The organism is Streptomyces humi (assembly GCF_001005085.2).
Taxonomy (GTDB): domain Bacteria; phylum Actinomycetota; class Actinomycetes; order Streptomycetales; family Streptomycetaceae; genus Streptomyces; species Streptomyces humi.
The window spans coordinates 135546-161759 of sequence record NZ_LBMU02000070.1 but is presented as its reverse complement, the minus strand read 5'-3'; the positions used below and the strand labels follow the sequence as shown (position 1 = coordinate 161759).

At 72.1% G+C, this 26214-nt stretch carries 23 protein-coding genes; 9 read left to right on the top strand and 14 right to left on the bottom strand.

The features are described 5' to 3' along the window. Together AAW13_RS28880 and AAW13_RS28875 are read right to left on the bottom strand one after the other, a co-directional pair. The gene (locus AAW13_RS28880) at positions 1 to 837 is read right to left on the bottom strand and encodes a siderophore-interacting protein (protein WP_046731609.1); all 837 of its coding nucleotides are present in this window, start codon (positions 835 to 837) and stop codon (positions 1 to 3) included. A gap of 47 nt (positions 838 to 884) precedes the next feature. Beyond that, the gene (locus AAW13_RS28875; protein WP_046731610.1) at positions 885 to 1931 is read right to left on the bottom strand and encodes an ABC transporter substrate-binding protein; all 1047 of its coding nucleotides are present in this window, start codon (positions 1929 to 1931) and stop codon (positions 885 to 887) included. A gap of 69 nt (positions 1932 to 2000) precedes the next feature. On the opposite strand from AAW13_RS28875, the gene AAW13_RS28870 reads away from it, so the two are divergent. Beyond that, the gene (locus AAW13_RS28870; RefSeq protein WP_046731611.1) at positions 2001 to 2636 is read left to right on the top strand and encodes a hypothetical protein; all 636 of its coding nucleotides are present in this window, start codon (positions 2001 to 2003) and stop codon (positions 2634 to 2636) included. A 70-nt stretch (positions 2637 to 2706) separates the two neighbouring features. Here the strand turns inward: AAW13_RS28870 and AAW13_RS28865 are convergent, their stop codons facing one another. From AAW13_RS28865 to AAW13_RS28850, 4 genes are read right to left on the bottom strand one after another with little or no spacing between them, the layout of a single operon-like run. Further along, the gene (locus AAW13_RS28865) at positions 2707 to 3867 is read right to left on the bottom strand and encodes an acyl-CoA dehydrogenase family protein (protein ID WP_046731612.1); all 1161 of its coding nucleotides are present in this window, start codon (positions 3865 to 3867) and stop codon (positions 2707 to 2709) included. A 5-nt stretch (positions 3868 to 3872) separates the two neighbouring features. Next, positions 3873 to 4793, bottom strand: coding sequence for a hydroxymethylglutaryl-CoA lyase (locus AAW13_RS28860; RefSeq protein ID WP_046731613.1), 921 nt, complete (start codon positions 4791 to 4793; stop codon positions 3873 to 3875). 8 nt (positions 4794 to 4801) lie between these two features. After that, positions 4802 to 6805: an ATP-binding protein gene (locus AAW13_RS28855; RefSeq protein ID WP_046731614.1), complete on the bottom strand. Its 2004-nt coding sequence runs from the start codon at positions 6803 to 6805 to the stop codon at positions 4802 to 4804. Positions 6806 to 6816: 11 nt separating this feature from the next. After that, entirely contained in the window at positions 6817 to 8433 is a 1617-nt protein-coding gene (locus tag AAW13_RS28850; RefSeq protein ID WP_046731615.1) for a carboxyl transferase domain-containing protein, read from the bottom strand. Between the two features lie 86 nt (positions 8434 to 8519). Between AAW13_RS28850 and AAW13_RS28845 the strand changes: the two genes are divergently transcribed. The 5 genes from AAW13_RS28845 (at position 8520) to AAW13_RS28825 (ending at position 12691) form a co-directional block, all read left to right on the top strand. Further along, positions 8520 to 9116, top strand: a complete 597-nt coding sequence (locus tag AAW13_RS28845) for an SACE_7040 family transcriptional regulator (RefSeq protein ID WP_046731616.1) — start codon at positions 8520 to 8522, stop codon at positions 9114 to 9116. Between the two features lie 112 nt (positions 9117 to 9228). Next, positions 9229 to 10386 (top strand): acyl-CoA dehydrogenase family protein, encoded by a 1158-nt coding sequence (locus tag AAW13_RS28840; RefSeq protein WP_046731658.1) that lies wholly within the window; start codon positions 9229 to 9231, stop codon positions 10384 to 10386. A gap of 35 nt (positions 10387 to 10421) precedes the next feature. Beyond that, positions 10422 to 11303, top strand: a complete 882-nt coding sequence (tesB, locus tag AAW13_RS28835) for an acyl-CoA thioesterase II (RefSeq protein ID WP_046731617.1) — start codon at positions 10422 to 10424, stop codon at positions 11301 to 11303. Continuing rightward, positions 11300 to 12259, top strand: coding sequence for a cation diffusion facilitator family transporter (locus AAW13_RS28830; RefSeq protein ID WP_046731618.1), 960 nt, complete (start codon positions 11300 to 11302; stop codon positions 12257 to 12259). Before tesB ends, AAW13_RS28830 begins: the two co-directional genes overlap by 4 nt. Positions 12260 to 12382: 123 nt before the next feature. After that, entirely contained in the window at positions 12383 to 12691 is a 309-nt protein-coding gene (locus AAW13_RS28825) for a hypothetical protein (RefSeq protein WP_071659716.1), read from the top strand. Between the two features lie 101 nt (positions 12692 to 12792). Here AAW13_RS28825 and AAW13_RS28820 read toward each other — a convergent pair whose 3' ends face one another. Both AAW13_RS28820 and AAW13_RS28815 read right to left on the bottom strand, forming a co-directional pair. Beyond that, positions 12793 to 13581, bottom strand: a complete 789-nt coding sequence (locus AAW13_RS28820) for a phosphatase (RefSeq protein WP_046731619.1) — start codon at positions 13579 to 13581, stop codon at positions 12793 to 12795. Between the two features lie 61 nt (positions 13582 to 13642). Further along, positions 13643 to 15211, bottom strand: coding sequence for a PucR family transcriptional regulator (locus AAW13_RS28815; protein WP_046731620.1), 1569 nt, complete (start codon positions 15209 to 15211; stop codon positions 13643 to 13645). 106 nt (positions 15212 to 15317) lie between these two features. On the opposite strand from AAW13_RS28815, the gene AAW13_RS28810 reads away from it, so the two are divergent. The 3 genes from AAW13_RS28810 to AAW13_RS28800 all read left to right on the top strand — a co-directional run bounded on the left by AAW13_RS28810 (position 15318) and on the right by AAW13_RS28800 (position 19494). After that, positions 15318 to 16775 (top strand): sodium:solute symporter family protein, encoded by a 1458-nt coding sequence (locus AAW13_RS28810; protein WP_046731621.1) that lies wholly within the window; start codon positions 15318 to 15320, stop codon positions 16773 to 16775. A gap of 68 nt (positions 16776 to 16843) precedes the next feature. Beyond that, positions 16844 to 17812, top strand: a complete 969-nt coding sequence (gene speB / locus AAW13_RS28805; RefSeq protein ID WP_046731622.1) for an agmatinase — start codon at positions 16844 to 16846, stop codon at positions 17810 to 17812. Next, entirely contained in the window at positions 17809 to 19494 is a 1686-nt protein-coding gene (locus AAW13_RS28800; RefSeq protein WP_046731623.1) for a thiamine pyrophosphate-binding protein, read from the top strand. Before speB ends, AAW13_RS28800 begins: the two co-directional genes overlap by 4 nt. A 27-nt stretch (positions 19495 to 19521) precedes the next feature. On the opposite strand, the gene AAW13_RS28795 is transcribed toward AAW13_RS28800, so the two are convergent. The 6 genes from AAW13_RS28795 to AAW13_RS28770 all read right to left on the bottom strand — a co-directional run bounded on the left by AAW13_RS28795 (position 19522) and on the right by AAW13_RS28770 (position 26084). Continuing rightward, positions 19522 to 19878 (bottom strand): peptidase inhibitor family I36 protein, encoded by a 357-nt coding sequence (locus tag AAW13_RS28795; RefSeq protein WP_046731624.1) that lies wholly within the window; start codon positions 19876 to 19878, stop codon positions 19522 to 19524. A gap of 145 nt (positions 19879 to 20023) precedes the next feature. Further along, the gene (locus AAW13_RS28790) at positions 20024 to 20830 is read right to left on the bottom strand and encodes an endonuclease I family protein (protein ID WP_046731625.1); all 807 of its coding nucleotides are present in this window, start codon (positions 20828 to 20830) and stop codon (positions 20024 to 20026) included. Positions 20831 to 20963: 133 nt separating this feature from the next. Then, positions 20964 to 23321 carry an ArnT family glycosyltransferase gene (locus AAW13_RS28785; protein ID WP_046731626.1) on the bottom strand — a complete coding sequence of 786 codons (2358 nt, stop codon included), beginning with the start codon at positions 23319 to 23321 and terminating at the stop codon, positions 20964 to 20966. Between the two features lie 155 nt (positions 23322 to 23476). Then, positions 23477 to 24517: an esterase-like activity of phytase family protein gene (locus AAW13_RS28780; RefSeq protein WP_046731660.1), complete on the bottom strand. Its 1041-nt coding sequence runs from the start codon at positions 24515 to 24517 to the stop codon at positions 23477 to 23479. Between the two features lie 79 nt (positions 24518 to 24596). Beyond that, positions 24597 to 25445, bottom strand: a complete 849-nt coding sequence (locus tag AAW13_RS28775) for a serine hydrolase (protein ID WP_046731627.1) — start codon at positions 25443 to 25445, stop codon at positions 24597 to 24599. Positions 25446 to 25535: 90 nt separating this feature from the next. Beyond that, positions 25536 to 26084 carry a DUF1062 domain-containing protein gene (locus AAW13_RS28770; protein ID WP_107483430.1) on the bottom strand — a complete coding sequence of 183 codons (549 nt, stop codon included), beginning with the start codon at positions 26082 to 26084 and terminating at the stop codon, positions 25536 to 25538. Positions 26085 to 26214: the final 130 nt, after the last annotated feature.

Genomic DNA, 26214 nt, shown 5'->3' with positions numbered 1-26214 from the left:
CTACTCCCCGGCCGCCCGGAGCTGTTCCTCCGTCAGGCCCCGCCGCCAGTAGCCGACGAAGGTGACCCGGCGGCGGTCCGTGCCGCGCTCCTGGACGAAGTGCCGGCGCAGTTCCCGCACCCGCCCCGACTCGCCGGCGATCCAGACGTACGGCCGTTCGCAGCGCGGTAGCCGGGCGGCGCGGATCTCCGCCAGGGCGCCGCGCCCGCCGGTCAGCCAGGTGATCTCCACGTCCGGCCCGGCGGCCACGTCCTGGACGTCCCCTGCGTGCGGGACCTCGAGCCAGGCGCGGGCCCGGGTCCCGGCGGGCAGCGCCTCCAGGATCGCGGTCGCGGCGGGCACGGCCGTCTCGTCGCCCCAGACCAGCACCAGGTCGGTGTCCTCGGGCGGCCGGAAGCGGATCGCCCGGTTGTCCGCGACCGCCGGGCCGAGCAGCACCACCGGATCCCCGGCGCGGGCCCGTGCCGCCCAGCGGGAGGCGGGCCCCGGGGGAGTGGCCGCGCCCGGCCCGATGCCGTGCAGCGCGAAGTCGATGTCGATCTCGTCGGGATTCCGGCGCAGCGCCCGCAGTGTGTAGGAGCGCATCACGGCCCGTACGTCGTCGGGGAGTTCACGCCAGCCCTGCCACCAGCCGTCGCCCAGCTCGATCGGGACGACGGGCTCGGTGCGCCCCTGTGCCGGGAGGAACAGGGACAGGGACTGGTCGTGTCCGTGGGAGTGGAAGTGCGCCAGGTCGGCACCGGCGAAGGTGACCCGGACCAGAGACGGACCGAGCCGCCTCGTCCGTACGACCCGGAGGGAGAAGAAACGGAACGGGGCGGCTACGGCCGTCGTCATATGAGCTCCTGAGAGTCAGGAAGTCGTAGGGGGCGCGGGACGGAAGGTCAGCTGACCTTCTTCGCGGTCTCCAGGGCCTTGGCGAGGTTCTCCACCATCGCGACGCACTTGTCGTAGGAGAAGATCGGCTCGGGGGAGCGGGCGATGACCTGGCCGGCCTGGACCGCGGGCAGCTTCTTCCAGGTGGCCTCGGTGATGTCGGCCGGCTGGATGGTCGCCGAGCGGTCGTCCATCATGATGACGTCGGCCCGGTACTTGTCGACGTTCTCCCAGCTCAGGTCCTCGTACCAGCCGCCGCTCTTCTTCAGCACGGACGCCGACGGCTCCACGAAGTTCACACCGAGCGCCTTGAAGTACTCCAGGTCCACCGAGAGGTCGGTGCCGGAGACGTAGAACAGGCTCTGGGCGGCGGACCCGGCCAGCACCTTGATGTCCGGGTGCGCCTTGGCGGCGGCCCGCAGCCGGGTGGACGCGGCCTCGAAGCGCTTCTTGGCGTCCACCACCTTGCTCGCCGTCAGGTCCGCGCCGAGCGACTCGGCGAGGGCCCAGACCCGCTGGAGCGGAACGGTCAGCTGACGGTCGTAGGCGGAGATCCCGACGCTCGGCGCGAGCTTGGCGATCTTGTCCTTGGACTCGTCCGGGACGTACCAGAGGGTGCCGGCCGCGTCGAACATCGTGGTGATGAGGACGTCCGGGGCGAGGGCCGCGTACTTCTCGACGTTGAACTGGCCCCAGGTGTTGCCGAGGACGGTCAGCTTGCTGACGTCCATGTCTCCCGCCTGGACGTCGGCCTTGCCGTCCTTGGTCGTGGTCGGGCCGAAGACGCCCTTGACCTCGACGCCGTAGTCGTGGAGCGCGGCGGCGACACCGACGAACGCGACGATGTTCGCCGGGGCCCTGTCCAGCTTCACGGTGGTCCCGCGGTCGTCCTTGAAGCTCCAGGGGCCGGAACCGGCGGCTGTCGTCCCCTTGCCGGAGGAGCCACCGCTCTTGTCGTCGTCACCGCAGGCGGCGAGCACGGCACCGAGGCCGAGGGCGCCGCCGGCGGCGAGGATGCCACGGCGGGTGAGGTGGGCGGCTCTGGCGTTGGACATGGCTGTGGCTGCTTTCGGACGTGCGGAAACCCGCCGGACAAGTCGTCGCTTAGGTTAGCCTAACCTCAGATGATGTCCAACGTCCGGGACCCGCCGACGCGTTGCGCGCACCCCTTCTACGCGTGTGCCGGCTTTCACGAGCCGTCGGCGGGTGAGGGCGAGTGGGTCGACGACCACGGGCGCGTGGGCAGCCGGCACAAGGGCCGCGGCGGTACGCACACCGAGCTCTCCGTGTTCGGGCTCGGCGGTGACCGGATCGCCGACCCGGTCTTCTGCGCGGCCCTGCCGGACTTCCTGGCCGCCGCCCTCGACGGCGCCGGCCCGGCCTTCGCGCGGGTGGACCTCCGGAACTTCCACGACACCCCCGACCTGGAGGCGGCGCTGCGACGGACGCACCGCAAGTACCTCGGGGAGTCCCGTACCCACCTCCGCGGCTACTCCTGGGTCACCGGCGTCCCCGCCGAGCTCGCCGCCCGGCTCGGCGGCGCCTCGCACCTCTCGGCCGACGGCGCGTTCCACGCGGTACGGGAACTGCGCGGCGGCGGGCTGCTGCTCCAGGCCACCGAGACGCTCGCCGGGTACGACGACCGGGCGATGCGCGAGGTCTTCCGGGCGCTGGCACCCGTGCTGCCGCCCGGTATCCCCGGCGACGACCCCGCGCGCCCCGGCCTGCGGGTCGTCCCCGAGGACGCGAGCGGGGTCTGACCCGAGGCCCGCCCGCTCAGTCAGGCCCGCCCGCTCAGCCGGGCCCGCCCGCTCAGCCGGGCCCGCCCGCTCAGCTCACCAGGCCCAGCTCGCGGGCGATCAGCATCCGTTGGACCTCGCTGGTGCCCTCGCCGATCTCCAGGATCTTGGCGTCCCGCCACATCCGGGCCACCGGGTACTCGTTCATGAACCCGTAGCCGCCGTGCACCTGGGTGGCGTCCCGGGCGTTGTCGACGGCGACCGTCGAGGAGTAGAGCTTGGCGAGGGCCGCCTCCTTCTTGAAGGGTTCGCCGGCGACCAGCCGGGAGGCCGCGTCCCGCCAGGCCAGGCGGGCGGTGTGGGCCTTCATCTCCATGTCGGCGATCTTGAACTGGATGGCCTGGTTGCTGCCGATCGGCCGCCCGAAGGCGTGCCGCTCCTTCGCGTACTTCACCGACTCGTCCACGCAGCCCTGGGCCAGCCCGGTCGCCAGCGCCGCGATCGCGATCCGGCCCTCGTCCAGGATGCGCAGGAACTGCGCGTAGCCGCGGCCCTCCTCGCCCAGCAGGTTGGCGGCCGGCACCCGGACGTCGGCGAAGGACAGCTCGCGGGTGTCGGAGGCGTTCCAGCCGACCTTGGAGTAGGGGGCGGCGACCGTGAAGCCGGGGGTGCCGGAGGGGACGATGATCGAGGAGATCAGGGGCCTGCCGTCCGGCTTGCGGCCGGTGACCGCGGTGACCGTCACCAACCCCGTGATGTCCGTGCCCGAGTTGGTGATGAAGCACTTGCTGCCGTTGATCACCCACTCGTCGGTGGCGGGGTCGAGCCGGGCCGTGGTGCGGGTGGCGCCCGCGTCGCTGCCGCCGTCCGGTTCCGTGAGCCCGAACGCGCCCAGGAGCTCCCCGGCGCAGAGCCTCGGCAGCCACTCGCGCTTCTGTTCCTCGGTGCCGAAGAGGTGGATCGGCATGGCGCCGAGCGACACCCCGGCCTCCAGGGTGATCGCCACCGACGAGTCCACCCGGGCGAGTTCCTCCAGGGCGATGCCGAGCGCCAGGTAGTCGCCGCCCATGCCGCCGTGTTCCTCGGGGAACGGCAGCCCGAACAGGCCCATGCGGCCCATCTCGCGGACGATCTCGTACGGGAACTCGTGCCGCTCGTAGAAGTCGCCGATCTTGGGCGCCACGACGTCGTGCGCGAACTCCTCCACCGTGCGGCGGAGTTCTTCCAGTTCGGGGGAGAGGCGGTGGTCCATGGTCGTCACTCCTGGTGGGAGAGGGCGCGTACGGTACGGGACGGGCTGGGTCGGCCCAGTTGGCCGGCCATCCACACGCTGGTGGCGGTGAGACGGCCGAGATCGACTCCGGTGTCGATGCCGAGGCCCTGGAGCATCCAGACCAGGTCCTCGGTGGCGAGGTTGCCGGTGGCGGACTTGGCGAACGGGCAGCCGCCGAGCCCGCCGGCGGACGCGTCGACCGTCGTCACGCCGTGTTCCAGGGCCGCGTAGGTGTTGGCGAGCGCCTGGCCGTAGGTGTCGTGGAAGTGCACGCCGACGACGTTCGTCGGCACGCCCTCCTCGTTGAGGAGCGAGAGCAGTCCGAGGACATGGCCGGGGGTGGCCACTCCGATGGTGTCGCCGAGGCTCAGCTCGTCGCAGCCCATGTCGCGCAGCGCCCGGCAGACCCGCACGACCTGGTGGAGCGGCACGGCTCCCTCCCAGGGGTCGCCGAAGCACATCGAGACATAGCCGCGGACGTGCGCGCCGGCCTCCTTCGCCTGCCGGACGACGGGGTCGAAGACGGCCAGCGACTCGTCCACCGTGCGGTTGAGGTTGGCCTTGGCGAAGGACTCGGTGGCGCTGGCGAAGACGGCGACCCGGCGGGCACCGAGGGCCAGCGCGCGGTCCAGACCGCGCCGGTTGGGGACCAGGACGGGCAGGGCGACCCCGGAGAGGTCGCGGACCCGGGGGAACAGGTCCTCCGCGTCGGCCAGCTGGGGCACCCACTTGGGGTGCACGAAGCTGGTCGCCTCGATCGTCGTCAGGCCCGCGTCGGCCAGCCGGCGGATGAACTCGGCCTTGACCTCCGTGGGCACGGCCGACTTCTCGTTCTGAAGTCCGTCGCGCGCGCCCACCTCGTGGATCCGTACCCGGGCGGGCAGATCGGCGGCCGGTACGGCCATGGGGAGTGTCACTGGTCCTCCTCCGCCGGGGCGGCCGGCGCGACCACGGCGAGCACCTGGTCCATGGCAACCGTGGTGCCGGGCCGCACGTCGAGTTCGGCGACCGTGCCGGCGTGCGGGGCGGAGATGACGTGTTCCATCTTCATCGCCTCCACCACCAGCAGGCTCTGACCCGCGGTCACCTCGTCGCCCACGGCGACCTTCACCACGGTCACCGTGCCGGGCATGGGCGCGGTGAGGGAGTCGGCGCCGGAGTGCGCGCCGCGGTCGAGGGTCGCGGCCACCGGGTCGTGGTCGCGCACCTGCCAGGCGTCGCCGTCCAGGCCGAGCCAGGTGCCGTCCGGCAGCGCGGCGAAGGAGTGGGTGACGCCGTCCAGCCCGAAAGTGAACCGGTGCCCCTCCGTACGCCCCCGGGGCACGGACCCCCGCACGGGTTCCGCCGAGCCGGGCAGGAGGAGTTCCGCCGTCCCGTCCGGCGTGCTGCGCACGCGGACGGTCACCGGATCGCGGCCGGGCACCTGGAGGTGGTACGGGGTCCAGGCCCGGCGGCCGCCGAGGCGCCAGCCGTCGGTGGCGGCGAACGGGTCGGCCCAGCCGGGGCCGCCGGCGGGCGCGAGGGCGCCGTGGCGCAGCAGCGCGGCCGCCGCGTACACCTGCGCCGGCACCGCGTCCGGCACCAGCCCGTCCGCCTCCCGCTCCACCAGCCCGGTGTCCAGCTCCCCGGCCACCACCGCCGGATGGGCGAGGAGCCGGCGCAGGAAACCGGCGTTGGTCCCCACGCCCAGCGTGACCGTCCCGGCGAGGGCCGCGCGCAGCTTGCGGAGCGCGGTCTCCCGGTCCGGGCCGTACGCGATCACCTTGGACAGCATCGGGTCGTACCGGCTGCCCACCTCCGTGCCCTCGCTGAGCCCGGAGTCGGTGCGGACCCCGGCGCCGGACGGCTCGTCCAGCAGGAGCACCGTGCCGCCGGTCGGCAGGAAGCCGCGGGCCGGGTCCTCCGCGCAGATCCGCGCCTCGACCGCGTGCCCGGTGAGCGCGATGTCCCCCTGCCCGTACGGCAGCCGCTCACCCGCGGCCACCCGCAGCTGCCATTCCACCAGGTCGAGACCGGTGACCAGCTCCGTGACCGGGTGCTCCACCTGGAGCCGGGTGTTCATCTCCATGAAGTAGTACGACGAAGGGTCGCCGCCCGGCACGATGAACTCGACCGTGCCCGCACCGACGTACCCGCACGAGCGCGCGGCCTGCACCGCTGCCTCGCCCATCGCGGCCCGGGTCGCCTCGTCGAGCAGCACGCTGGGCGCCTCCTCCACGACCTTCTGGTGCCGCCGCTGGAGCGAGCACTCGCGCTCGCCGAGGTGCACCACGTTGCCGTGGCCGTCGGCCAGTACCTGGATCTCGATGTGCCGGGGCCGGTCGACCCACCGCTCGACGAGCAGCGTGTCGTCGCCGAAGGAGGCACGGGCCTCGCGCCGGGCCGCGGCGATCTCGTCGTCCAGCAGGGCGAGGTCGCGCACCAGCCGCATGCCCTTGCCGCCGCCGCCCGCCGACGGCTTGAGCAGCACCGGCGCGCCCAGCGCCCGTGCCGCGTCCGCCAGTTCGGGGTCACGGCCGCCGGGCACCACCGGCACCCCGGCGGCCTCGACGGTCTCCTTGGCCCGGATCTTGTCGCCCATCAGCGCGATCGCGTCGGCCGGCGGGCCGATGAAGACCAGCCCCGCCGCCTCGCAGGCGCGCGCGAAGGCCGCGTTCTCGGCGAGGAAGCCGTAGCCGGGGTGGACGGCCTGCGCGTCGGTCCGCGCGGCCGCGTCCAGCAGCCGCGCCACCGACAGATAGCTCTCGCCCGCGGGCGCCGGGCCGAGCCGGACCGCCGTGTCGGCCTCCCGGACGTGCCGGGCGTCCGCGTCGGCGTCGGAGTACACGGCCACCGAGCGCACGCCCAGCGAGCGCAGCGTCCGGACGACCCGGACGGCGATCTCGCCCCGGTTGGCCACGAGTACGGTGTCGAACACGAGTCCCCTCCTCACATCCGGAAGACGCCGAACCGGGGTTCACCCAGCGGCGCGTTGCCACAGGCCGTCAGCGCGAGTCCGAGCACCTGCCGGGTGTCGAGGGGGTCGATGACCCCGTCGTCCCAGAGGCGGGCCGTCGCGTAGTAGGCGTTGCCCTGGCGCTCGTACTGCTCCCGGATCGGTGCCTTGAAGGCCTCCTCCGCCTCGCGGGGCCAGTCCTCGCTGCGTGCCTCCAGCTGGTCCCGCTTGACCGTGGCCAGCACGCCGGCGGCCTGCTCGCCGCCCATCACGGAGATCTTGGCGTTGGGCCACATCCACAGGAAGCGGGGGGAGTAGGCCCGGCCGCACATGGAGTAGTTCCCGGCGCCGTAGGAGCCGCCGACCACCACCGTCAGCTTCGGCACCCGGGTGCAGGCCACCGCCGTCACCATCTTCGCGCCGTGCTTGGCGATGCCGCCCGCCTCGTAGTCCCTGCCCACCATGAAGCCGGAGATGTTCTGGAGGAACACCAGCGGGATCCCGCGCTGGTCGCACAGCTCGATGAAGTGGGCGCCCTTCTGGGCGGACTCGGAGAACAGGATGCCGTTGTTGGCGACGATGCCGACGGGGTGGCCGTGGATCCGGGCGAAGCCGGTGACCAGGGTCTGCCCGAACTCGCTCTTGAACTCGGCGAACCGGGAGCCGTCGACGACCCGGGCGATGATCTCGCGGACGTCGTAGGGGGTCCGGGAGTCGACGGGGACGGCGCCGTAGAGGCCGTAGGGGTCGGCCTTGGGCTCGGCGGCCGGGGCGACCTCCCAGGGCAGGGCGCTCCGGGCCGGGAGGGTGGCGGCGATGTTCCGGACGATCCGCAGGGCGTGCGCGTCGTCCTCGGCGAGGTGGTCGGTGACCCCGGAGACCCGGGAGTGGACCTCGCCGCCGCCCAGCTCCTCGGCCGTCACCACCTCACCCGTGGCTGCCTTCACCAGCGGGGGCCCGCCCAGGAAGATCGTGCCCTGGCCGCGGACGATGACCGCCTCGTCGCTCATCGCCGGGACGTACGCGCCACCGGCCGTGCACGATCCGAGCACCGCCGCGATCTGCGGGATCCCCGCGGCCGACATCCGGGCCTGGTTGTAGAAGATCCGCCCGAAGTGGTCACGGTCCGGGAAGACCTCGTCCTGCATGGGCAGGAAGGCGCCCCCCGAGTCCACCAGGTAGAGGCAGGGCAGCCGGTTGTCGAGGGCCACCTCCTGCGCCCGCAGGTGCTTCTTCACGGTCATCGGGTAGTACGTGCCGCCCTTGACCGTCGCGTCGTTGGCGACGATCACGCACTCCCGGCCGCTGACCCGCCCGATCCCGGCGATCACGCCCGCGGCCGGGGCCGCCCCGTCGTACATCCCGTCGGCGGCCAGCGGGGCCAGCTCCAGGAACGGGGACCCCGGATCCAGCAGGGTGTCCACCCGGTCCCTGGGCAGCAGCTTCCCGCGCGCGGTGTGCCGGGCCCGCGCCTTCTCGCCGCCGCCCAGCGCGGCCGCGGCCAGCTTGCCGCGCAGCTCCTCCACGAGGACGCGGTGCGCCTCCTCGTTGGCCCGAAAGGCCTCCGACGCGGGGTCCGCCGCGCTGTGGAGCTCCGGTGCCTGGTCCATCCCGCGATCCCCTCACCTTGTTAATGAGCGTTAACGCATTTCCCTCAGGTTAACGACCGCTAACCTCCCTGTCTAGAATTGCCTTCATGGTCACGAGAACCGACGCCCCGACCCGTCGTGAGCAGATCCTCAAGGAGGCCGCCCGGCTGTTCGCCGAGCGCGGCTTCCACGGTGTCGGCGTGGACGAGATAGGCGCCGCGGTCGGCATCAGCGGGCCCGGTCTCTACCGGCACTTCGCGGGCAAGGACGCGATGCTCGCGGAGCTCCTGGTGGGGATCAGCGGGCAGCTGCTGACGGGGGCGAAGCGGCGCCTCGCGGAGGCCGACGGGGTCCCCGCCGAGGAGGTGCTCGACTCCCTCATCGAGGGGCACATCGACTTCGCCCTCGACGACCGTCCACTGATCACCCTGCACGACCGGGAACTGGACCGCCTGCGCGACAGCGACCGGAAACTGGTCCGCCAGCTCCAGCGGCAGTACGTCGAGCTGTGGGTGCAGGTCGTCCGGGAGGTCCACCCGGGGCTCGCGGAGCCCGCCGCCCGCTCGGCGGTCCACTCGGTCTTCGGCCTCCTGAACTCCACCCCGCACTTGGGCCGACCGGGTTCCCTGCCGGGGCGCGGGACCACGGCCGGACTGCTGCACCGGATGGCGAAGGGGGCGTTCGGCGCGGCGGCGGGGGAGTGACGAGCGTTACCCCCGTCCCGTCCCGCGCACCCTGGACCCGTCGCCCTACCCACCGGTACCTTGGAGATCTGAGCAAGCGCTTAGACAGCTGACGTGCCTGGAGGTGGCGGCCGTGCGCCGTACGTTGTACAACGAGGATCACGAGGCGTTCCGGGACACCCTCCGCGCCTTCATCGAGGCCGAGGTCGTCCCGGTCTACGACGAGTGGCTCGCCGCCGGCCAGGCCCCCCGCGACTTCTACTACAAGCTCGCCGAGCTGGGCGTCTTCGGCATCCGCGTGGACGAGGAGTACGGCGGCGCCGGCATCGACTCCTACAAGTTCGAGGCCGTCCTGTACGAGGAGACCGCCCGCGCGGGCATCTCCTTCGGCGGCTCCGGCGTGCACGTGCTGCTCGGCCTGCCGTACATCAAGCTGCTCGCCACCGACGAGCAGAAGAAGCGGTACCTGCCCAAGTTCGTCTCCGGCGAGGAGATGTGGGCCATCGCGATGACCGAGCCGGGCACCGGCTCCGACCTCGCCGGCATGAAGACCACCGCCAGGCTCAGCGAGGACGGCACCCACTACGTCCTCAACGGCGCCAAGACCTTCATCACCGGCGGTGTGCACGCCGACCGCATGATCGTCTGCGCCCGTACCGCCGCGCCCACCAAGGAGGACCGCCGGCACGGCATCTCCCTCTTCGTGGTGGACACGAAGGCGGAGGGCTACTCGATCGGGCGCAAGCTCGACAAGCTGGGCCTGAAGACCTCCGACACCGCCGAGCTGGCGTTCGTCGACGTCAAGATCCCGGTCGAGGACCTGCTCGGCGAGGAGAACAAGGGCTTCTACTACCTCGGCCACAACCTCGCCTCGGAGCGCTGGGGCATCGCCTTCGGCGCCTACGCGCAGGCCAAGGCCGCGGTCCGGTTCGCCAAGCAGTACGTGCAGGAGCGGGTCGTCTTCGGCCAGCCCGTCGCCGCCTTCCAGAACACCAAGTTCGAGCTGGCCGCCTGCCAGGCCGAGGTGGACGCCGCCGAGGCCGTGGTCGACCGCGCCACCGAGGCCCTGGACGCCGGTGAGCTGACCCCCGCCGAGGCGGCCAGCGCCAAGCTGTTCACCACCGAGGTCGCGCACCGCGTGATCGACCGCTGCCTCCAGCTGCACGGCGGCTACGGCTTCATGAACGAGTACCCGATCGCCCGCCTGTACGCGGACAACCGCGTCAACCGCATCTACGGCGGCACCAGCGAGATCATGAAGACGATCATCGCGAAGGACATGGGCCTGTAGGGCCACCGCAACAACCCGCCAGTAGAAAAGGTGCCATGAACCAGGCACTGAGTGATCTCCTCGATCTGCTCGACCTCGAGCAGATCGAGGAGAACATCTTCCGCGGCCAGTCCCGGTCCGCCGTCGTCCCGCGCGTCTTCGGCGGCCAGGTCGCGGCCCAGGCGCTGGTCGCCGCCGGACGCACCGTCCCGGCGGACCGGCACGCGCACTCGCTGCACGCGTACTTCCTGCGCGCCGGCGACCCGGGCGCGCCCATCGTCTACAACGTCGAGCGGATCCGCGACGGCCGCTCCTTCACCACCCGGCGCGCGGTCGCCGTCCAGCACGGCCGGCCGATCTTCACGCTCTCGGCGTCCTTCCAGACGTACGAGGAGGGCCTCGACCACCAGGCCCCGATGCCGCCCGCGCCCGACCCGGCCGGCCTCCCCACCTCCGCCGAGCGGCTGCGCGGCTACGACCACCTGCCGTCCGCCGTGGTGGAGAGGTTCCTGGAGGCCCGCGAGGCGATCGACCTGCGGTACGTCGACGAGCCGCCGTACGGGAAGTACGGCGAGCCGCGCGAGCCGCACAGCCAGGTCTGGTTCCGCACCAACGGCAAACTCGACGACGATCCCCTGCTGCACGTCGTCCTCGCCACCTACGTCTCCGACATGACCCTCCTCGACTCCGTGCTGCTCGCGCACGGGCGCGGCGGCTGGGCCGTCGGCGACGTGGTGGGCGCCTCGCTCGACCACGCCATGTGGTTCCACCGCCCGTTCCGCGCCGACGAATGGCTGCTGTACGACCAGGAGTCGCCGTCCGCCTCCGGCGGCCGTGGGCTCGGCCAGGCCCGGATCTACACCCAGGACGGCTCACTCGCCGTTTCCGTGATCCAGGAGGGTGTCGTCCGCGTCCCACGGGAAAACCGAGAGGCGTGACGGAGACACAGACGCACGACGGCGGCGGCGAGAGCACCTTCACGGTGATCGTCGCCGCCGTCGCCAATCTCGGCATCGCCGTGGCCAAGGCGGTCGCCGGAGTGGTCAGCGGGTCCAGCGCGATGCTGTCCGAGGCGGCGCACTCGGTCGCCGACACCGTCACCGAACTGCTGCTGCTCACCGCCCTCAAGCGCAGCGGGAAGCCGGCCGACGAGGAACACCCCCTCGGCTACGGCCCCGAGCGGTACATCTGGGCCATGCTCGCCGCCGTCGCCACCTTCGTCGGCGGGGCGGTCTTCTCCCTCTACGACGGCGTCCACACGCTGGCCGTCGGGGAGAAGCCCGGCGATCCGCTGGCGTCGTACCTCGTGCTGGCCGTGGCCCTCGTGCTGGAGGGGTACTCCCTGCGCACCGGCCTGAAGCAGGCGCGCGGCGAGGCGGCCCGTCTCAAGGCGCCGTTCAAGCGCTACCTCCGGTACACCCCCGACACCGCCGTGAAGGCCGTGGTGATGGAGGACTCGGCCGCGCTCGTCGGCCTGGTGCTCGCGGCCGGCGGGCTGCTCGGCGGCCAGCTCACCGGCTCCGGCGTCTGGGACGGCCTCGCCTCCCTCCTCATCGGCGTGCTCCTGCTGTACGTCGCCTGGGTGCTGGGCCGGTCCAACGCCGAACTCCTCGTCGGGCGGCCGCTGCCGAGGCCCGTACGGGAGCGGATCCGCGCGGAGCTGCTGGCGTCCCGGCACATCGTGGCCGTGCTGGAGCTGACCACGCTGGTGCAGGGCCCGGACGAGGCGCTGGTGGCCGCCAAGGTGGACCTCCGGGACGTGTCGACGGCGGCCGAGATCGAGTGGGCCTGCGAGCGCGCCGAGCAGCGGCTGCGGGCCGCGTTCCCCGCGATCGGCCGGGTGTATCTGGATCCCACGCCGGGGCCCCTGAGCTCGGGGAATGACGGTCGGTGACCATCCGACGTGCCGTCCTGTTTGTCCGAGATTAAGCTCTATGAGTGAAATGCCGCACAGTGCATGTGCCGCATAGCGGACGTGCCGCGTAGCGGACGTATGTCCGGCAGAAAGGTATTTCCCATGCGAGTACAGCGCGCGAGGCGTCTCGCCGCGATGTCCGCCGCCGGCCTGCTGCTGGCCGGTGGTGCCGCGATCGGCGCCGCGGGTACCGCCTCGGCGGCTCCCGCCTCCACCCACCAGACCGTCGTCACCGGCGGGTTCGGCTGCAACGGCTTCCGGGGCGGCGGGTTCAACAACTGCGGGTTCCGCAGCTTCGCCGTCGTCCCCGTCGTTCCGGTCGTCCCGGTCGTGGTCGTCCCCGCCGTCGGCTTCGGCGGTTTCGGCGGCCTCGGAGGCTTCGGCGGTTTCGGCGGACTCGGGTTCGGCTGAACCCGGCCGGGCACGACAGGACCACGAACGGCAGGAACTGAGGGTCTAGGGCCAGGACACGGTGTGCGGCTCCCGTCTCACGGGGGCCGCACACCGGCATGTCAGGCCAGCCCGGCCTCCGCCAGCAGGTACGCGGTCAGCGGGTCGTAGTACCGCGGGCTGAGCACGTGGTCGTCGAGGGGTACGGCCACCTGGAGGGTGCCCTCCGCCTCGGCGAGGAACAGCGCCGGGTCGTTGCAGTCGGCGTAGCCGACGGAGTCCAGACCGGCCTGCGCCGCGTACCCCGCCCAGCCGTGGTCGGCGACGACCAGGTCGGGCAGCGGCCGGCCCGCGCGCTCCAGGCCGCCCAGGATCGCCTTCATCGGCTCCCCGGAGTGGGTGTGCCACAGGGTCGCCCCGTGCTCCAGCACCGCCACGTCGGCGAACTGCATCACGTACCCCTCGTCCGTCTGGAGGCCGTCCGGGATGACCACGATCTCGCAGCCGGCCGTACGCAGCGCCGCCGCCGTCGCCCGGTGCACGTCCAGCAGGCCGCCCGGGTGACCGGTCGCGAACAGCACCCGCTGCCGCCCCTCGGCCGCCTTGCGCAGCCGCGCGGCCAGCCGCTCCAGGCCGTCCACGGTCAGCTCGGGATCGATGGTGTCCTGGCCGTACCGGTACTCCGCGTCGTCGTTCACCCCGACCCGCTCGGCCATCACGGCCAGGACGTCCTGCTCGTCGGTCCAGCGGTCGCCGAGTTCCAGTCCGAGCCACCAGTTGCGCTCGCCGTTGGCCAGCTTGCGGTAGTGGAGCAGGTTGTTCTCGCGGGGCGTGGCGACATCGCCCGCGATACGGGTCTTCACAAGGTGCTCGACGAGCTCGGCGCGGCTGGGTGTCCCGGGTATCGGCATGGCTCCATTGTGAGGCAGCGTGCTGTGCGGATTCCCTGCGTATCGCCCGCTGGGACGTGGGTCACTGCCTCCGGAGGGCGAACCACAGCTCCATCCGGACGTCGGGGTCGTCGAGTTCGGTGCCGAGGAGTTCCGCGGAGCGGGCGATCCGCTGCCGCACGGTGTTGCGGTGGACGGCCAGGGCGACCGCGGTCCGGTCCCAACTGCCGTGCAGCGAGAGCCAGGTGCGCAGGGTCTCGACGAGGGCGGGGTGCTCCGCGAGCGGGGCGAGGAGGGCGCGGGCGTGGGCCTGTGCGTCCTCGCGGGGGACCAGGTCGTCGAGGGCGGGGCGGGTGCTGTGGCGGACGAGCGGGGTGCGGGTCGCCCGGGCGCGGGCCAGGGCGCGTGCCGCTTGCGTGGCCGCGGCCGGCAGATGCTGTGCGGGTGCGGGGGCGCTGACGCCGAGGGTCCAGCCTGGCTGCGGCTCAGGTGTCCGGTCGGCGGGGACCAGGAGTCGGACGATGTCCCCTACGGGGTCGATGAGGGGCGAGCCGAGTGCGGCGCCCAGGGCGGTGGCGGCCAGGAGGTCGGGCGGCTGCGGGTGCGCGGGGGCTGGTCGCGCCCCGCGGCGGAGCCGCGTGTCGGCAGGGTCCCGCGCCCCTGGGTGGGCACGGTCACGTCGGTCGTCCGGTGCGGCGTGCACGACGAACCAGATGGCGCTGCTGCCCAGCAGCAGAGCCACCTCTTCCGCGGTACCGCCCAGCAGGAGCCGTACGAGTGCCGACGTACGGGCCGCGCCCGAGCCGGTCTGCTGGTCGCCGGTCAGGAGGGTGAGGAGGACCGCCGCGACGGAGGCGATCGTGTGGTCGCCCGGCTCGCGGCCGGGGGTGGCCACGCCGAGGGCGAAGCCGTGGCCGGTGCCGAGGGCGTAGGCGGCGAGGTGGGCGGCGGCGGTGGCGTGGGTCGCGGAGGTGGGGGTGCCCGGGCCCGAGGGGCGTACGACCTCCGCCAGCTCGGTCAGGGACGCGCGCACCGGCGGCTCCGGCGCGCGGCCCGCCGACGCGATCTCCGTGCCCTCGGGGCCGTACAGGGCCGCCCAGCCGCCGAGCCGGACCGCCAGCTGGCGCAGCACCGAGGGGACCGGGTCGGGGCGGGCGGCGGCGGCCGCGAGGCTCTGCTGGGCGTCGCTGACCCGGCGCAGCTCGGTCAGGCGGGCCTGGGCGAGCAGCTGCCAGACGGCGCGGGCGACGGCGGTGAACGGGGTCCCCGGCGGGACCTCGATCAGCGGGAGGCCGTGGCGGTCGCAGGCGGCGACCAGGGCGCGCGGGACGGTGTCGTGGACGGGGGCGAGGCCGAAGCCGAGGGCGGCGCCGCCCGCCGCGACGATCCGGGACACGTAGTCGTCGAAGTAGGTGCCCGAACCCGCCGCGTCCGGGATGTGCACCCCGGCCGTCAGCAGCAGCTCGCCGCCCAGCAGGTACGGGTACGGGTCGGCCATCTCCGAGGTGTGGGCCGCGTGGACCACCAGGGAGGGGTCGGACGGGCCCGCGATCCGGCGCAGGGCGAGGTCCTCGCGGGCCAGCAGCGCCGTGAGGGGCACCGCGGGCGTGGGGGGAACGGCGGGGTCCGGCACGGTGTGCGTTCCCTCCATGCGCTGCGGTTCGAATGGATGAAACGTACACTTCGCAGTCGCTTTCCGGCCACCTAGTGTCGTTGCACGTCGTCCGACTCCGTGCACGCGATTCGAGGGAGGTCCCATGGCCGTCGACTACACAGTGATCGTGCTCTATCTCGCCGGGATGCTGGCCATGGGCTGGTGGGGCATGCGCCGCGCCCGGTCCAAGAGCGAGTTCCTGGTGGCCGGGCGCCGGCTCGGGCCCGCCATGTACTCCGGCACCATGGCCGCGATCGTCCTCGGCGGCGCGTCCACCATCGGCGGGGTCGGCCTGGGCTACCAGTACGGGCTGTCCGGGGCCTGGATGGTCTTCACCATCGGCCTGGGCCTGCTCGCCCTCTCCGTCTTCTTCTCGGCCCGGATCGCCCGCCTCAAGGTCTACACCGTCTCCGAGATGCTGGACCTGCGGTACGGCGGCCGGGCGGGCGTGATCTCCGGCGTGGTCATGTGGGCGTACACCCTGATGCTCGCCGTCACCTCGACCATCGCCTACGCCACGATCTTCGACGTCCTCTTCGACATGAACCGGACCGTCGCGATCGTCCTCGGCGGCTCGATCGTCGTCGCCTACTCGACGCTCGGCGGCATGTGGTCGATCACCCTGACGGACATGGTCCAGTTCGTGGTGAAGACCATCGGCGTGCTGCTCCTGCTGCTGCCCATCGCGGTGGTCAAGGCGGGCGGCTTCGGCGCGATGAAGGCGAAGCTGCCGACCTCGTACTTCGACCCGCTGGGCATCGGCGGCGAGACGATCTTCACGTACGTGCTGATCTACACGTTCGGGATGCTCATCGGGCAGGACATCTGGCAGCGGGTGTTCACGGCGCGCAGCGACACGACGGCCAGGTGGGGCGGCACGGTCGCGGGCACCTACTGCCTGCTCTACGCCCTCGCCGGAGCGGTCATCGGGACGGCCGCCAAGGTGATGTACCCGAAGCTGGGCAGCCCGGACGACGCCTTCGCCACCATCGTCAAGGACGAACTCCCCGTCGGCGTGCGGGGGCTGGTGCTGGCCGCCGCGCTCGCCGCGGTGATGTCGACCTCCTCCGGCGCGCTGATCGCCTGCGCCACCGTCGCCAACAACGACATCTGGTCGCGGCTGCGCGGGAAGGCGCGCTCCGGCGATCACGACGAGGTGCGGGGCAACCGCGTCTTCATCCTGGTCATGGGGATCGGAGTGATCGGCACGGCCATCGCGCTCAACGACGTGGTGGAGGCGCTGACCGTGGCGTACAACCTGCTCGTCGGCGGACTGCTGGTGCCGATCCTCGGCGGGCTGCTGTGGAAGCGCGGCACCGTGCAGGGCGCCCTCGCCGCCGTGGTCGTCGGCGGTCTCGCGGTGATCGGCCTGATGGCCGGGTACGGCATCCTCGCCAACGAGCCCGTCTACTACGGCCTCCTCTCCTCCCTCGCCGCGTACGTCGCCGTCTCCCTGGCGACGAAGCCGACCGACGCGGCGGTGCTGGCGAACTGGCGCGAGCGGCTGGCCGGCCGTGCCGCCCCCGAACTCGCGTCCGAACCGGTGCCGGCCCACCAGTAGAGTCGTCGTCAGAGGCAGTACATAGCGGTACGCACGCGATGAAGCGTAGGAAAGTAGGCAGCACCCCCATGACCAGCAACGAGACGCCCCGCGGCCCCGTCGACTCCTCCCGCGTCCCGCGGTACGCCGGTCCCGCGACCTTCGCCCGGCTGCCCCGCCTCGACGAGGTGGGCCGCGCGGACGTGGCGGTCGTGGGCGTGCCCTTCGACTCCGGTGTCTCCTACCGGCCGGGCGCCCGCTTCGGCGGCAACGCCATCCGCGAGGCGTCCCGGCTGCTGCGTCCGTACAACCCCGCGCAGGACGCCTCCCCCTTCGCGCTGGCGCAGGTGGCGGACGGCGGGGACGTCGCGGTGAACCCGTTCAACATCAACGAGGCCGTCGAGACCATCGAGGCGGCGGCCGACGAACTGCTCGGCACCGGCGCCCGGCTGATGACACTGGGCGGCGACCACACCATCGCGCTGCCGCTGCTGCGGAGCGTCGCCAGGAAGCACGGCCCGGTCGCGCTGCTCCACTTCGACGCCCACCTCGACACCTGGGACACCTACTTCGGCGCCGAGTACACCCACGGCACCCCGTTCCGGCGGGCGGTGGAGGAGGGCGTCCTCGACACCTCCGCCCTCTCGCACGTCGGCACCCGCGGCCCGCTCTACGGCAAGCAGGACCTCACCGACGACGAGAAGATGGGCTTCGGCATCGTCACCTCGGCGGACATCTACCGCCGCGGTGCCGACGAGGTCGCCGACCAGCTGCGGCAGCGCATCGGCGACCGCCCCCTCTACATCTCGATCGACATCGACTGCCTGGACCCCGCGCACGCCCCGGGCACGGGCACGCCCGAGGCCGGTGGTATGACGTCCAGGGAGCTGCTGGAGATCCTGCGCGGACTCTCCTCCTGCAACCTGGTGTCGGCGGACGTCGTCGAGGTGGCCCCCGCGTACGACCACGCGGAGATCACGTCGGTGGCGGCCTCGCACACCGCTTACGAACTGACCACGATCATGACCCGACAGATTGCCGAGGCACGCTCCAAGTGACCCACGACCACGACCTGGTGCTCCGCCCGACCGAGGCGCAGACGGCCGCAGCCCTGAACCCGCCCGCCGGCCGCAACGGCGGGGACCTGGTCGTGGAGACCCTGGCCGGGCTCGGCGCGACCACCGTCTTCGGGCTGCCCGGCCAGCACGCCCTCGGCATGTTCGACGCCCTGCGCCGCTCCGCCCTGCGCTATGTCGGCCTCCGGGTGGAGAACAACGCGGGCTTCGCGGCGGACGCGTACGGCAGGATCACCGGCGAGGCGGCCCCGCTGCTCCTCTCCACCGGCCCCGGCGCGCTGACCTCGCTGGCCGCGCTGCACGAGGCGGCCTCCGCGTCCGCGCCCGTGCTGGCGATCAGCAGCCAGATCCCGACGGCCGGCCTCGGCGGCGGCCGCCACGGCTACCTGCACGAACTCCCCGACCAGTCGGCCTCGTTCCGGGGCGTGGTGAAGTCGGTCCACACGGTCCGCACCCAGTCGCAGATCCCGTCGGCGATCGCGGCCGCCTGGCAGTCCGCGCTGACCGTCCCGCACGGCCCGGTCTGGGTGGAGATCCCGCAGGACGTCCTCCTCGCCGAGACGTCCGTCCCGGTGGTGACCGCGGTCGACGCGACCCCCGACGAACTCCCGCCGCGCCCCGAACTGACCGCCGTCGCGGCCGACCTGCTGTCCCGGGCCGCCCGCCCGGCGATCATCGCGGGCGGCGGGGTCGTACGGTCGGACGCCGCGGGGAAGCTGCGGCAGCTGGCGGAGACGCTGAACGCCCCGGTCGTCACCACCTACGGCGGCAAGGGCGCGTTCCCCTGGCAGCACCCGCTCTCCCTCCAGTCCTGGCTGGAGGACCGGCACACCACGGACTTCCTGGAGGACGCGGACGTCCTGCTGGTGGTCGGCTCGGGCCTCGGTGAACTCTCCTCGAACTACCACACGTTCAAGCCGCGCGGCCGGGTGATCCAGATCGAGGCCGACCTCGGCAAACTGGAGTCCAACCACCCCGCCCTCGGCATCCACGCGGACGCCCGCCTCGCGCTCCAGGCGCTGCTGGAGACGGTGACCCCGCGTGCGGACGACCAGGCGGCGGACCGGGTACGAGACCTGCTCTCGCGCGTCTCCGACCGCATCGCCGGCCAGGAACTCACCCTGGAACAGGACGTGCTGACGTCGGTCCGGCAGGCCCTGCCGGCCGGCTCCCCGTCCTTCTGGGACATGACGATCCTGGCGTACTGGGCCTGGTCGGCGTTCGACGCCGAGGCCCCGAACCTGATGCACTCGGCGCAGGGCGCAGGCGGTCTCGGCTACGGCTTCCCGGCCGCCCTGGGCGCGGCCGCCGCCGACCCGACCCGCCCGGTGCTGGCGGTCTCCGGCGACGGCGGCGCCCTCTACTCCATCGCCGAACTGGCGACGGCCAGGCAGTACGACCTCCCGGTCACCTGGCTCATCGTCGACGACGGCGGCTACGGCATCCTCCGCGAGTACATGACCGACGCCTTCGGCGAGGCCACGGCGACGGAGCTGACCCGCCCCGACTACGTGGCCCTCGCGGAGTCCTTCGGCGTCCCCGGCACCCGGACCACCCCGGAGAACCTGGCGGCGGACCTGGCGAAGGCCCTGGCCGCACCGGGCCCCTCGGTGGTCGTACTCCCGGCCCTGCTGCGGATGTTCGCACCGACGCATCTGGACTAGGGCGTGTTGCGGAGGAGGCCTCCGCGGTCAGCAGGCGCCCGGGCCCACTCCGTCGATCCGTCCCCCGAAGTCGCCGCGGTACTGGGAGCGCCAGTCGCCGTTGAAGACGTCGCGCTTCTCCTGCGGGTCCCAGTTGACGAAGCAGGCGCGGGTGGAGGCGACGAAGGAGCCGACGTTGTCGTGGAGGTTCGGCGGCATGTCGCGGTAGCCGCTGCGGGACGTCCACTCCCAGTGGTCGCCGCCGAAGCCCTCACCGCTCCAGAAGCAGACCGAGCCGTCGGGACAGGACGGGGCGGCGGCCGCGTGTGCGGAGGCGCTCTGGGCGGGGACGACGAGTGCGGTCAGCGCGAGGGCGGCGGCGAGGGACCAGGTGCGCAGCTTCACGGGACTCTCCGGAAAAGGGAGTTGGGGACGCCCCGGCGGAACTGCCGGGGCGCCCCCATGCTGCGGGCCGGCCATGCGGACACGCCCGAGTCCAAGATCGACTTCACCTGTGTGAGGGAAGTAGTAGGACCGGTCCGGACGGCGCCTACCAGATCGCGTCGACCCACTCCGGGTGGTCGATGAACGGGTTCCGGTTGTGCTGGTAGGTGTTGTAGATGACGTCGTTGCGGTTCTCCTCGAAGGAGTCCGGCGGGTCCTCGTCGTTCCACTGCTTCAGCACCGACAGTTTGCCGATGTACGGATTGGAGCCGTTGCCGACCTTGTCGTCGGGCTCCAGGTTCGCGAACCCGTCGTCGCCCTCGTAGCGCACGGCCATGTAGAGGATCATCCGGGCCACGTCGCCCTTGACGGCGTCGCGCGGCTCGAACGAGTCCGAGTCGACCTTGCTGCCGCCGCTGTTGGTGAAGGTGGAGCCGCCCTCGTCGAAGTCGAGGTTGCCGCGCTTGCCGTTGACCGCCACGTCCTCGGGACGGATGTGGTGCAGGTCCGTGCCGGGCCCGGTGGACGTGGTCAGGTCGCCGTGCGAGATCGCCCACACGTGCTCACGGTTCCAGTCGCCGCTGTCACCGCCGTTGAGGGACTTGCTGCGCGAGATGCCCGAGTACAGCAGGATCACGTTGCTGCTGTTGTTCGGGTCCTGGTCGGTCTTCTTCAGGGCGTCCCACAGGGCCGAGTACGACAGCTTGGTGACGTTCGCGCTGATGATCGTGTGCAGGGACGACTTCAGGCTCGTTCCCGTCTTGCCGATCGCGTTCTTGTAGTACGTCGAGTCGTACGCGGTCGTCGTGGCGGCGGCCGGGGTCGCCGTCAGCGCCGGGACCGTCAGGCCCACCAGGACGGCGGCGGTCGTCAGCGCCACCGGCTTCCAGCGCCGGATGTGTGTCGCCAGCATAAAGAGAGTCCCATCTACGCGGGTTGACGAGGCGGCAAGAAGGAGGGTGACATGAACATGAGGACGCGCAGGTAAACGGGACGTAAAAAGAGGCCCCCGACCGCGTGGTCGGGGGCCTCTTGGTGCCGGTGTGTCAGCTGACGTCCGAAGGGTCCAGCCGGTAGAGCGTCGAGGTGCTGCTCTGCGAGGAGGAACTTCCGCTCGTGCTCTTCGAGGGGCTCGTGCTCTTGCCCTGCGAGCTGGAACTTCCGCTCGTGCTCTTGCTGTACGCGCTCTCCTTCACCGCGGTGCCGTGCTTCTGCACCCAGGAGGTCACCTCGGAGCTGAGGGTGTTGTCACCGCCCATGCCCATGCCGCCGGAGCCGACCTGGATGTAGTGCAGCTTGCCCGCCTTCACCAGCTCCTTCAGCTTGGCGACGGTCATCGCCTTGTCGGACCCGGTGAAGCCCCACATGGAGATCACCGGTTCCCGCGCGCTGAGCTCGATCTGCGCCGCGGACTGGGAGTTGGAGACGGCCAGCAGCCAGGTGGCGCCGTCCATGTGCTTCTTGAGGTAGGCGATCAGGTCGCTGTCGACGCCGCCGCCCATACCGCCGCCGCCCATGCCGCCGCCGAAGCCGCCGCGCGTGCCGCCGGTACCGGTACCGCCGCCGGGCAGCTCGCCGGTGCCACCGGTTCCGCCGGGCATCCCGCCGGTGCCGCCGGGCAGTTCACCGTTTCCGGTGCCGCCGTTCGGCAGTTCGCCGGTGCCGCCGCCGGGGGCGGTCCCACCGTTTCCGGTGCCCGTGCCGCCGGGAGCCTGGCCGTTCGTCCCGCCGCCCGGCGCCTCACCGTTCATCCCGCCCGGGAACCCGCCGGCCTGGCTGTTCTGGCCGCCCTGCTGCGTACCGCCGGGCATCTCGCCGCCCCCCGGGAAGCCTCCGCGGTTGCCGCCGCCTCCGCCGGGTCCGCCGCCGAAGCCGCTGCCCGTCGAGGGGCCCGCGGTCGGGTTCGTACCGCCACGCATCCCGCCGCCGGTGCCGCTGCCGAACGGCAGGGTCGCCGCGTACGCCGTCGGGCCGGCCAGCGCCGCGACCACGGCCGCCGCCAGCGAGACCGCCAGCAGCCGGACCCTGCCGCCCGACCGGAAGAGGATCATGCCCACGATGCCGGCCGCGGTCAGCACGCCGACCGTCGGCCACAGCCAGGTGTTCCAGCCGGAGGCCCGGCGCAGCAGCACGATCGCCCACACGCCGGTGACACCGAAGGCGAGGGGAAGGACCCACACCCACCGCTTGTCGGTGCGGAACGCGTCCAGCAGCATCACGCCGCCGCCGGCGCACAGCACCGCGATGCCCGGGGCGAGCGCGGTCGTGTAGTAGGGGTGCATGGTGCCCTGCGCGGTCGCGAAGATCACGTAGTGCAGGAGGGTCCAGCCGCCCCACAGGACCAGCGCCATCCGCCTGAGGTCGGTGCGCGGGGCGCGCCCGCACAGCACCAGACCGCCGACGAGCGCGATGGCCGAGAAGGGCAGCAGCCAGGAGATCTGGCCGCCGAGGACGTCGTTGAACATCCGGCCGAGGCCCGCGGAACCGGAGAAGCCGCCGCCTCCGCCCCCGCCGCCACCGCCGTTGCCCTCGCCGCCGAAGACCCGGCCGAGGCCGTCGTACCCCATGATCAGGTCCCAGGCGGAGCCGTCCGTGGAGCCGCCGATGTAGGGCCGGTCGGAGGCCGGGACCAGGGAGACGGCGATCGCCCACCAGAAGCTGGAGACGGCCAGGACGACCGCGGCGAGCAGCAGGTTGACGACGCGCTTCACCCAGGGCGCCTTCGACGCGTACAGGTAGAGCGCGAAGACGGCGGGCAGCGCGATCCAGCCCGCGAGCAGCTTGGTGTTGAAGGCGAGACCGAAGCAGGCGGCCGAGCCGAGCAGCGGCAGCAGCCTCTCGTCACGGGTGGCGCGGAAGGCGAGCGCCGCGCCCGACACCATGAGGAACACCAGAAGGGTGTCGGGGTTGTTGTCGCGGTTGATGGCGACGGTGATCGGGGTCAGCGCCAGCACCAGCGCGGCGACGGCCGCCGCGCCGTGGCCCCACACCCGCTTCACGGTGGTGTGCAGGATGTAGATCGTGGCGAGCGCCAGCACGATCATCGGCGCCATCATCTGCCACGTGCCGAAGCCGAGGATCCGGCTCGACAGGCCCATGACCATGGTCGCGAGCGGCGGTTTGTCGACGGTCAGGAAGTTGCCCGGGTCCAGCGAGCCGAAGAACCAGGCCTTCCAGCTCTTCGTGCCGGCCCAGACGGCTCCGCTGTAGAAGGTGTTCATGTCGGAACCGGAGAGGTTCCAGGCGTAGAGCACCGCCGCCAGGACCAGGATCGCGACCAACGCGGGAAGGGACCAGCGTGGTGCCCTGTCCGGCAGGGGAGCCGCGGAAGCCGCCGTGGGCGGGGCCCAGTCGGGGGACACGGTCGGGTGCGTGTGGGGGGTGGGATCGGTGGCAGATGTCACGAGCCCAACATGCAGCGGCGCGATGGGTGAGCGCTGTGCTGATCCTGGGAACGGCCTGTGGGTGGGTGAGATGTGGGTAAGAGGGCGGCCGGTGCGGGCCGCTCGCACACGGGCGGCGGCCGGTGCGGGCCGCCCTCCGCGCGGGCGACCGGCGGTCAGCGCACCCGGACCGACAGGCGGTAGAACCTGGTCGTCTGGGCCGCGTTCTGGTTGTCGTCGCTGACCAGGAGGACCTGGTAGCGGCCCTTCGCGTGGCCCGTGACCACCATGCCCTCGATGTTGTCGAGGAGCGGGTTGGGCTGCGGCTGCCTGGCCGTGGCGCCCAGCGACGGGCAGGTCGCGATGTCCGTCAGCAGCGTCTTCCTGATCAGGTGGACGCCCGTCTGCCCGGTCAGGTTCCCGATCCCGCGGGTGTCCGTGGCGTGCCGCGGGTCGGCGAGGAAGAGGCGGACGGTGTTGCCGACGCCGGAGGTGAAGCCGCGCTCCAGGACCAGCAGCCGGCCGTCGGGCAGCGCCTGCACCTCGGGGACGCCGAGGGCCGGGTCGTCGGTGCGGTAGGCGTACTGGGCCGACAGTTCGAAGTGGTCGCCCCTGGTGCGCCGCCAGGTCTGGAAGCGGACGGTCCCGGGGGTGTCCCCGGAGATCGCGTCCTCCATGGAGGCCAGCAGGGTGCGGCCGCCGTTCAGCAGGGTCAGGCCCTCGAAGGTCTGGTTGGAGGTGGCCCGCCCGGCGGGGGACACCAGCAGGGACGACGGCACCGGGAGCCGGTCCAGGATCCTGCCGTCCGCCGAGTAGCGCCGGACGGACGGCTCGGTCTCGGAGGTGATCAGCCGGGTGCCGTCCCGGTCCACGGCCAGGCCCTCGGAGTCGAGCGCCGCGCCGTTCTCGTCGGCGAGCCCGACGGCCTTCTCCGGCGCGAGCGTCTTCGCGTCCAGGTCGAAGAGGTAGGACCGGTCGGCCAGGGCGGCCAGGGAGCCGTCCTTGTCCACGGCGAGCGCGGACAGGTTCCCGACGAAGTAGCCGCCGAAGGTCGTCTTGTCGAGGGCGTCGGAGAAGCCGTCGATGGACACCGAGGGCGAACAGGCGCTGTTCGTCGTGGTGTTGGTGGTCGTGGCCGTGGCGGGCCCGGCGGCGGACAGACAGGTGGCCGCCGCCAGGCCGGCGGTGACGGTGGCGAGTACGGTTCGCAGGCGCATGGCGGTCACCGTAGGACGCGACGGTGACGGGCCGGAGGCCGCCTCATGAAGGGACGGGCCGATTTCCGGCCAAGGAGCCTCAGGACGCCCTGAGATCCTTGTGGACGACCTTCGCGACGGCCTGGATCGTGTTGATGCCGTAGGACGTCGTGCTGTTGTCCTGGGTCAGCACGGTCATCTGGTAGTCGTGCCCGCCGCCCGTGAACGTGCCGAGGCTGTGCACCCGCCAGCCGTGCGTGGCGCGCTGTAGCCAGCCGTTCTTGACGTGCACGGCGACACCGGACGGGGCGCCGTAGGGGGTGCCCCACCGCTGGGACGAGATGACCTGCCCCATCAGCTTCAGGATGTAGGCCCGAGCGTTGTCGCTGAGCACGGTGTTCTTGGCGGTGACCAGGGCGAGCAGCTTCTGCTCGTCGCGCACGTCGATCTGGGTCAGGCCCCAGTAGCCGTTCGCGCCCGGCGTGGTCTGCGTCATGCCGGCGGCGCTCAGGAAGCCCTTGATCTTCGTCAGACCCAGCTGCCTCCACAGCTTGCTGGTCGCGTCGTTGTCCGACTTGGTGATCATGGCCTTGGCGAGCGTCTGCTCGGTGGTGGTCAGATACCGGTTGTGTTTCTTCGCGTCCCACAGCAGCGTGGCGAGGACGGTGACCTTGACCGTGCTGGCCGAGTCGTAGTGGGTGGTGGAGCGAAGTGTGCAGGTCGTCTTCGTGGACCGGTCGTACAGCCCGACGGCGATCGTCCCCCTGCGGTTCGCGATGGCCGCCGTGATGTCCGTCTTCAGCTTCGCGGCCAGGCCCGCCTTCGCGGACGTACAGCTGACCGTGGGCGCGGCGGCCGAGGCGGGCGCCGAGGCCACGCCCACGGTGAGCGCGGCCCCGCCGACAACCGCCGCCAGCGCGCGGGCACGTCTGGATATCCGGTGAGTCATGCCCGATGTGACGCACGAGTTCGCACGAATGGTTGTACGAGAGTCGATGGCTTTGACGATCCGTTATCCGGTCCGGCGCCGGGCCGGACGTCAGCGCTTGAGCGTGAACGTGAAGTCGCAGGAGAGCCGGCCGTCCAGCCGGACCGCCGAGACGAGCCGCCCCTCCGCGATCAGTCGCCCGACGTCGGCCCGCGCGAGACCGCAGCCCTCGGCGACGAGCCGCGCCGGCCGGACGGGGATCGGCGCCGCGAAACGCACCGCGACGTCGAGCACCTCCCGGTCGGGACGGCCCGTGCCGCCGGTGTCGAGGCGCCAGGCCCCGTCCCAGTCGAGAGCGATCCGGTTGCGTCGCCGCACCACCGGATCCAGCAGCAACTCGGCTGCCAGGGAGGGGTCGTTGGCATGCAGCCGGTCCAGCAGCAGGGGTGGTACGGAGCGCACGTCCGTCCGCTCCAGGACCGTGAGCTTCGCGGTCCGGCCGCAGCCGGCGCAGAGCACGAGGAGCCAGGCGTCGATGAGTTTGTGGTGGGCGTTGACACGGAACTTTCCGTTCGCCCGGAAGCGCGGGGACGCGCACGCGTGGCAGCGGCGCAGGACGAGGGGCAGGCAGGTGGGCATGACGACCCAGTTGTCGAGCACAGGAACACACCGGTCTCAGTGAGAAATCCGCAGCGGGAAAGAGCGCGGCACGCAGGCGCGACGCGCGACAGTTCAGCTCTCGGGAGGTCTCACACGGTGTGCAACGGCACGTCCTTGCCTGGGAGTTGTG

What these genes read in the sequence shown, in the direction of transcription:
- AAW13_RS28880 (WP_046731609.1), bottom strand. Translation starts at nt 837, where the DNA reads ATGACGACGGCCGTAGCCGCCCCGTTCCGTTTCTTCTCCCTCCGGGTC.
- AAW13_RS28875 (WP_046731610.1), bottom strand. Translation starts at nt 1,931, where the DNA reads ATGTCCAACGCCAGAGCCGCCCACCTCACCCGCCGTGGCATCCTCGCC.
- AAW13_RS28870 (WP_046731611.1), top strand. Translation starts at nt 2,001, where the DNA reads ATGATGTCCAACGTCCGGGACCCGCCGACGCGTTGCGCGCACCCCTTC.
- AAW13_RS28865 (WP_046731612.1), bottom strand. Translation starts at nt 3,867, where the DNA reads ATGGACCACCGCCTCTCCCCCGAACTGGAAGAACTCCGCCGCACGGTG.
- AAW13_RS28860 (WP_046731613.1), bottom strand. Translation starts at nt 4,793, where the DNA reads ATGGCCGTACCGGCCGCCGATCTGCCCGCCCGGGTACGGATCCACGAG.
- AAW13_RS28850 (WP_046731615.1), bottom strand. Translation starts at nt 8,433, where the DNA reads ATGGACCAGGCACCGGAGCTCCACAGCGCGGCGGACCCCGCGTCGGAG.
- AAW13_RS28845 (WP_046731616.1), top strand. Translation starts at nt 8,520, where the DNA reads ATGGTCACGAGAACCGACGCCCCGACCCGTCGTGAGCAGATCCTCAAG.
- tesB (WP_046731617.1), top strand. Translation starts at nt 10,422, where the DNA reads ATGAACCAGGCACTGAGTGATCTCCTCGATCTGCTCGACCTCGAGCAG.
- AAW13_RS28825 (WP_071659716.1), top strand. Translation starts at nt 12,383, where the DNA reads ATGCGAGTACAGCGCGCGAGGCGTCTCGCCGCGATGTCCGCCGCCGGC.
- AAW13_RS28820 (WP_046731619.1), bottom strand. Translation starts at nt 13,581, where the DNA reads ATGCCGATACCCGGGACACCCAGCCGCGCCGAGCTCGTCGAGCACCTT.
- AAW13_RS28815 (WP_046731620.1), bottom strand. Translation starts at nt 15,211, where the DNA reads ATGGAGGGAACGCACACCGTGCCGGACCCCGCCGTTCCCCCCACGCCC.
- AAW13_RS28810 (WP_046731621.1), top strand. Translation starts at nt 15,318, where the DNA reads ATGGCCGTCGACTACACAGTGATCGTGCTCTATCTCGCCGGGATGCTG.
- speB (WP_046731622.1), top strand. Translation starts at nt 16,844, where the DNA reads ATGACCAGCAACGAGACGCCCCGCGGCCCCGTCGACTCCTCCCGCGTC.
- AAW13_RS28790 (WP_046731625.1), bottom strand. Translation starts at nt 20,830, where the DNA reads ATGCTGGCGACACACATCCGGCGCTGGAAGCCGGTGGCGCTGACGACC.
- AAW13_RS28780 (WP_046731660.1), bottom strand. Translation starts at nt 24,517, where the DNA reads ATGCGCCTGCGAACCGTACTCGCCACCGTCACCGCCGGCCTGGCGGCG.
- AAW13_RS28775 (WP_046731627.1), bottom strand. Translation starts at nt 25,445, where the DNA reads ATGACTCACCGGATATCCAGACGTGCCCGCGCGCTGGCGGCGGTTGTC.